The organism is Pseudolactococcus raffinolactis NBRC 100932 (assembly GCF_001591765.1).
GTDB lineage: Bacteria > Bacillota > Bacilli > Lactobacillales > Streptococcaceae > Pseudolactococcus > Pseudolactococcus raffinolactis.
Map to the genome: position 1 here is coordinate 1 of NZ_BCVN01000055.1, position 7,392 is coordinate 7,392.

Consider the following 7,392-nt stretch of genomic DNA (forward strand, 5'->3'; position numbering starts at 1 on the left):
TTAATAAATTTACAACACAAAAGAAAAGTAAGAACTGTGGCTCATATCATCGCCTACTACAATTTATGAAGTTTGATTCATTTACTTTATAAATTTACGACACAAAAAGAAAAGTAAGAATTGTGGCTCATATCATCGCCTACTATGATTTCAGCAACATCGACTATAAAAAATATCTCATTTCAATCAACGAAATACTTCAAAGTAAGGTTGAGGAAAAGACAAAAATTGTGAGATTGAATTTGCAAGAAAGAATTAACTTTACCCAAAGAGGTCTAGAACTACATAAGCATGATGAGGAGAATATATGCGCTTTTTGTGGTAATGAAATTACAATTAAAACTATTGAAGAATTAGAGACCTATTTCTCTGCCGATGAAGTAAAATAGTGAGTCATTACACGTCAGCAGACGTGAAAGAACCTTGATTTTATGCGAATTTTGATTTTTTGAATTTCAGTATATTGCAATAAAAATCAGCCGAATGACTACATTTTTTGTGAAATAAATATAAAATTTCGGATATATAATAAAAGCTCTCTAATAAACTGGTTAGAGGGCTTTTATGGTCTTATTTTCTATCATCTTATCGCTATTGACATTACTGTCAATAAGTCTTTATTAAATAAATAATTTCATATTTTTCCAAAAATCTCCTCTAAACTGTTCTTTATCTCTTTATGGACATAATCATTTAATGGAGTATTTTTACTAAAATTTCTTGAGAATAAAAGATTTGAGAAAGCACTTCTGTGTATAGAAACATCTTTAGGTACTCTATTTAATAAGTTGTAACTTTGTAGTATTTCATCATATGCTGTTTCATAATTCTTAAACGAATCATTATGAGATACTTCAACTAAATTTTTATCTCCTGAACATGCTAAGTGATAATAGCCTATCCAAGGTTCACTTTCGTCATCTCTATAAGTGATAAATAACTTGTATGGCATATCTTGAATCTTTGAAAAATACTTAAAAATATTTGGAAAGTTATATTTCACCATTTCCAGATAACTTACCTCAGCGAAATTAAAAAATGTCTCAACTATTTCTATTTTTCTTTTCGTAGAATATAAGTTCATTGTTAAGCCATTTGATTCTGAATATTCTCTATCACGACCAGGTATGATAGAACTCCTATAATTCACACCAGAGTCTAGTAAAATAGTTAACAGTTTATTTAAACTAGATAACTCTACATTTCCCGAAGTAGTAAAACTTGAGACTTCAGGATAATCTTGACGGACTTCGTTTATCCTTGTTGAAACATCTTTACTCATTAGAGAAATTTCGTCAATATCTTTAAGCCAGGACACCCTATCAATGGTCTCTTTTAGAAATTCACACAAAATATAATTACTTGCTGGTAATGATTGCTCTTTTATTATACTACTTATATTTTTCTTAATAGTATCTATTGCTATTTTTCGTCCACTATCTCCTATAAGCCCAGATAATTCTAAGTTTATAGTATGCTGAATCATTCGAGTTGTCTTCAAAAAAATACTATTTTGATATTCTTGACTAGCTTGAGTCAGCAGATTCGAGCTGACAAATTTTACATCTGAGATACCTTTATCCACGATATCAAACCAATAATGAAGGCTATCTCCTATAATACATCCAGTAATCCCAATTTTAGAATCCATTTTATTTTCTTTTATAAATGGTTCAAATTGCTCTGATATAGGACGAAAATAGTTTTCTACTATAAATGTATAGGTTTTATGGATTTCCGACAAAATTCTTTCTATGTTATTCTCTATGGTTGAATCCATTTCCCCAATGCTTCTCAACAAATCATTTTTAGAATTAACACATTTGATATAGAGAGGTAAGTTATGCTGTAGAACAAAATCTAAAAATATGTCCTGTTCCTCAATAGTAGAAAATAATCCTGAGATAAAAATGACTACCTCTTGCCATTCTTCGTTATAGATAAGTTTCTCAAGAAGTTCGGTATCGGATGAAACCGTCAGGTTATTCGTAATATAGTATGCCGCACTAAACTCCTTAAATAGTTTATGAGAAAAAGTAATTCTATCTGAAGTAATAAAAATTCCAAAATTTATGAAATAATCAATTAGATTTCTTTTATTCGGTGTAGAAACAGGATAAGCACTTATAATTTTATCTACTTCGCTATATGTAAAACTAGATTGATTAAAATTCTCATAAGAAAATTGGCCAAAAAGATTTAATGTTTCATGTAGGGACAATTCTGAATAACTATTTTTGTAGCGATAATTCTTTTCAAAATACTCTGTAAAAATTTGGGTCCTATTGAGCAATTCCCTATTTTTCCTATCAACCAAAATAGCTTTACCAATTTTATACAATAAGGGATTTCTAAATAATTCAAGATATGATTCAGGAAGATTACTATACCATCCAAGATTAATTAAATCACTTTGAATTACACTATCAGACAAGTTCGTTAGAAGGAAACTTTTTTCTTCTCCAAGCTCCTGCTTATAGCGATTATTTCGTGTTGTGAAAAAGAAAAAATTTTGATTATATTGTGTCATTAATTGATTGGCTTCATAAAAAAATTTCAATCTCTTTTTCTCATCAATAATATCATCAATGCCGTCGAAGAACAGTGCAAATTGATTATTAACAAATAGTCGATTAATAGCATCTTTAGAGTTTCCTTCACAGAAAGGCTCCATTTTCGATTGAATAATATCGAATAATGTTACTAAACCATCCTCATACTCTATTAATGGAACATAAACAGGAATTAATTGATAGCTAGAATGTTTTGCACATAATTGTTTTATAAGCTTAAAGGTTTCAAATGTTTTCCCAAATCCTGCTTCTCCTTTTAATACAACTTTATGATGTTGTAAAAGGATTTTTAATGAATCTCTCGCTTTACTACCTTCAGTATCTTGAAATAGATAACGTTCAAAATAGTCGGACTGAACAAATGCATCACCTGATGTTGTTAACAAGGTTTCAATATAGGAACGCATTCTAAAATTACCATTTACAATCTGCTTTAATAATGCATTATTATCATCCACTATATTTGTTAAATACTGCAACTGTCTTTCTATACCATCAACAATCTCCTTAATAGTCCGACATAGTACCTGTGACTCAGGAGTTCTTATTTTATTAAGTTGTTTAAATATGATTTCAAAATATTTTTGAATAATTTGTTTTAAGTCAATATTATCTAATTTATACTTAGGATATTTTTCAATAAACAGATTAATGTAAAAATCTACTGATTGATTTATTGTTTTCGATTGTAAAACATCTTGGTTAAGAAAATTTTTTATTATTTTTTCAAGAACATTCTGTTCAATTAAAAATCTATCAAAATCTAGATAATATATCCTGTCTCCATATTGCTTTAATATCAACACCTCAACTTCGTTCTTTAGCCTTTTTGTAACGAATATTAATTTTAATTTACCTATAACCCCTTTAAAGTAAATTCCTAGTTCCTCTACTAATAGATTTTCCATTAATGACAAAATAACTACCATATATAAAATCCTTTCATATTTAATTATAACATAAAGATAACCGTCTCTTCTCATTTAGTTCATATATAAAATGTCATCTAGATTACATTCAAGTACATCACATAATTTTTAATAGTATTAGTAGTAATTTTTCTCCTTGTTTCATTCAGTAGATGTGGATGTTGATGATTTGTTTAGTGATGTTGCTCATTGTTTTTCCTTCGTTTGATTAGTTATTACCTGTTTATTTCGCTCTATGAACAAAGCTGTATTTTGCTGACCATATTAAAAAACGTGGCAAATCTAAGCCCTGTGTTTTTATTAACCCTAATGATGCCTCTTTGCGCTGATGATATTTTCATATTCCCCCAGTGTCTCCCTATTACCTTTTATGCTTAAAAAACCTCTTTACCTCTTTTGTGGTTCTATTTAATCATAGGCGAGATGGAAATGCAAGGGGGTGTGGATTTGGTATAAAAAATAAAAGAAATGTTATAATAAAATTACCAAAAGGAGGTATGCTGTGAAAAATAAAAATAAAAAAGATGCTGATAATTTTATCAAAGTTATCTATTTTGATGAAGTGTCTGCCAGTGATTATGTGACAATTAAAAATGGCGGAGATATGGATTGGACTACAAAAGAAAATGAGGCCACAAGCAAAGCCGCCTCAGGAGAAGCCTCTGCTTCTGCTAGCGCTGGTTTTCGTTTTCTTAATTTCGCTAAAGCTGCCTTTTCTGGAGAAATTAAGGCAAGCACAGATATAAATTCTTCCAGAGTTATTGAAAATATCTTCAGCAATGCACTCTTAACTGACTATATTTCTTTAGCGAGCAATGATGATCATATCAAGAAGTATAGTGGAAAATCTGTTTTTATACCTGAAAATTCTCTTTCTCAATACAAAATGGTCAGTTCATTCATGGATCTTATTTCCGCAGAACAGTTTCGAGAATTAGGTGTCAATATAGATAAATTAAACGATGTCATCTTAGGGAAACAAGGATATTTTCCACTATTATTGGGCGACTATAAAAAACCGGATGCAGTTTTACGTTTTAATATTTCAGCATTTAAAAATAACTATAACTTATCTGACTTAACTAAAATGGATCTACAGTACTTTGGTATTAAAGTGGGTCAATGTACCAAAGAAGATTTAACTTTTAATAAAATGTTTAATTTTTCAAATGAAGAACAGCCCTTATCGGCCCAAGATATTATAGATGGTTCAACATCTAAGGATATAAAAGATGGTTCATCACCTGAGGATATAAAAGAAAAAGACCTTATGGATGTTTATGATGTAGTATTGGCGGGGATAAAGGTTAAAAATGACTAAAGTTTCAATTTACTATTATTCTCGAAAAGAATTTACTTTAAAAATACCGAAAAAATATACCAGTTTATCTGAACTTGCTCGCGAAGATGATTTAGAAAAACAAGAAATGCAACATTATCACCATTTTGATGGACAGCCTCACGAGCAGTTTGACTCTGATCTACAAAAACAAAAAAAGAAACCTATCAAAGATCTTGTCATTGACTCTGACGAATATTCTGGCGTTCAGGAACATGCAATAATGAATTTTGCAAATTTTCTTGATAAATATGATATCCAGAATATTTATATCCAGAATCCTCCTGTAAAAATTCTTGAACAAATGACAAAATTATTTGAAAAGAGTATAGAAACTCATCATCAAGAATATGCACCTATTACTGATGAAATAATAAAAAGATTTTATACAAATTTTTCAACTAATATAATAGGTCAGGAAAAGGCTAAAGATAGTCTTTCAACCGCACTTATCCCACTCTTGCTTAATGAGCGCGAAAAGCCAGTTGTTATTCTTCTTTATGGTAATTCAGGTATTGGCAAAACAGAATCTGTAAAACTACTCGCAAATACGATGAACGAGCCACTTTTTCGTGAGCAATTTTCTATGTATCAAAATAATGAGTTCTCAAACTACATGTTTGGCGGGAAACATTCAGAGAAAAGTTTCGCAAAAGATTTACTTGATCGTGACTCTAATATTATTTTATTAGATGAGTTTGATAAAGCCAATCCTACTTTTTATAGTGCTTTTTATCAACTTTTTGATGAAGGTATTTTTGTGGATAAAAATTATTCGTTGGAATTGAAAAAATCTGTGATAATCTGCACTTCAAATTTCCAATCAATAGAAGAAATCAAAAAGGCGCTCGGAGATGCAATCTTTGGCCGATTTGATAATGTAATTCATTTTGAAGATTTAAATGATTCCGAAAAAAATCAAATTGGAATGAAAATTTTTGATGAGCTCCATAAAAAATATACAGACAAATTTAATTACACACTCAAGGATAATATATCAGAGAAACTTAAAGAACAATTTGTAAAATGTCAAAATGTGAGACAAATCAAAAATACTATTGAGGAATGCCTCTCGTTTTTCTATTTAAAAAATATAGTTAAATAATTATAAAAAGAGCAAGGAAATCTTGCTCTTATTTTTTTGGAAAACTTTTTTTAACCGTGATTGATTGTTATTTGCCTGCTTATCTGATAATCGTATATATTTAGCGTTTATGATACGTAAGCATTATATAAGATAATTGTTGTGGGCGCAAGGTCTAATTGAACTTGATCAAGAACATTTAATTCATGTGTAAGTAAAAAACATAATTTTGAATTTAATATACTTAAAAAGAAATGTCCCTAGATTGTGATGATGGAAACTTTCTTTTTTCAATTTATGAAAGAAACTAGAACTTACGAAAAAATATTATGTAAGAATTTTTAACAAACGTAAATAGATTTATAAAGCCTTTCCTTTTTTCTTATTTTTATATGTATCCCAAACAAAATGAACTAGGGTTAACGCTGAATTCATAGCTAACAAAGCATATCTTTCAGGAAGTTCTTTGAACCCCTCACTTTTGCCATGACCATCACCCTTGTCATTTCTTAGAGAATTGAGACCTTGAATAATTTGGTTAAAACTACTTAAAATTCTTTTTACATCTTCGTTGTTTTTTGCTGAAATATTCTCTTTAGTATCCAAATTAAGTAGAACAAAAACAGATTTCTGCAAATTTGAAAGTGAGTCGGAATTGCTATACCTTTTCCCATTTTTGTCAAGAATGTGCTTAAAACAAGATTCTACCAATTCTTTTGATTTTCCAATAACGTCAGCAGGAGAACTAGACGCAAGATCTGACATTATTTTCATTTGATTGTCTATATAAGCATCATCAAATTGTGCAGCAACATCCTCTATTAAATTTTTACTAAATGAAAAAGTATTACTATTTTGAGCAACCAGACTTTTTAGTTTAGGCAATAGTTTTTTCTGGGATTCATTTAATCTTAGTTCCTGTCGTTCAATATATTCAAGTAAATCAACAACCAGTTTCAATACTATCCCTTCACCTTCTGTTTGAGCAAACTCAGCGAATGATCTCCCTTTGGATAATCCATATTTATCTTTTATCGAGAATCCAATTGAACCAACTGTAAACTGCGAAAAAGTAGCATCGGAAAAGTTTAGGATGTATCCACCTTCATTGAAAAAACTAGATATTAAACTTCTATCATTAATACTGAACGCCATAATATTTTCCTCCACATTAATCCCATAAATACACTCGACTAGGTTTACGACTATCCTTTACTTATAATTATAACAAAATCAAGTTCTTTTAGCGCAATGTGTCTAAAAGGGTATGCTTTGCATAAAGTATCTAAAAACTAATTTGTTATTCAGTAATCAATTATAAAAAAGGACTCTACTCTAAAGAAGAATCCTTTTATTGTAGTAATACACCCCTGCTAATTTATTGATTTATTCGTTATTTCAGTAGTTGAGTTATCGGGGGTGGTATTTATAACAAATTTATCAATTATTATCTGACGTTAAGTCAAG

General features: G+C 29.6%; 5 protein-coding genes. 3 read left to right on the forward strand and 2 right to left on the reverse strand.

Annotated elements, in window-relative coordinates; all coding sequences use genetic code 11:
- Nucleotides 1-122 precede the first annotated feature (122 nt).
- Nucleotides 123-389 carry an AAA family ATPase gene (locus LRA01S_RS09940; protein ID WP_061775469.1) on the forward strand — a complete coding sequence of 89 codons (267 nt, stop codon included), beginning with the start codon at nt 123-125 and terminating at the stop codon, nt 387-389.
- A 245-nt stretch (nt 390-634) separates the two neighbouring features.
- On the opposite strand, the gene LRA01S_RS09945 is transcribed toward LRA01S_RS09940, so the two are convergent.
- Nucleotides 635-3,481, reverse strand: coding sequence for an NACHT domain-containing protein (locus LRA01S_RS09945; RefSeq protein ID WP_239519125.1), 2,847 nt, complete (start codon nt 3,479-3,481; stop codon nt 635-637).
- Between the two features lie 523 nt (nt 3,482-4,004).
- Between LRA01S_RS09945 and LRA01S_RS09950 the strand changes: the two genes are divergently transcribed.
- Together LRA01S_RS09950 and LRA01S_RS09955 are read left to right on the forward strand one after the other, a co-directional pair.
- The gene (locus LRA01S_RS09950; RefSeq protein WP_061775471.1) at nt 4,005-4,823 is read left to right on the forward strand and encodes a DUF6414 family protein; all 819 of its coding nucleotides are present in this window, start codon (nt 4,005-4,007) and stop codon (nt 4,821-4,823) included.
- The gene (locus LRA01S_RS09955; RefSeq protein ID WP_061775472.1) at nt 4,816-5,946 is read left to right on the forward strand and encodes an AAA family ATPase; all 1,131 of its coding nucleotides are present in this window, start codon (nt 4,816-4,818) and stop codon (nt 5,944-5,946) included. The genes LRA01S_RS09950 and LRA01S_RS09955 overlap by 8 nt, the downstream gene beginning before the upstream one ends.
- A gap of 339 nt (nt 5,947-6,285) precedes the next feature.
- Here LRA01S_RS09955 and LRA01S_RS09960 read toward each other — a convergent pair whose 3' ends face one another.
- The gene (locus LRA01S_RS09960; RefSeq protein WP_061775473.1) at nt 6,286-7,080 is read right to left on the reverse strand and encodes an abortive infection family protein; all 795 of its coding nucleotides are present in this window, start codon (nt 7,078-7,080) and stop codon (nt 6,286-6,288) included.
- Nucleotides 7,081-7,392 lie beyond the last annotated feature (312 nt).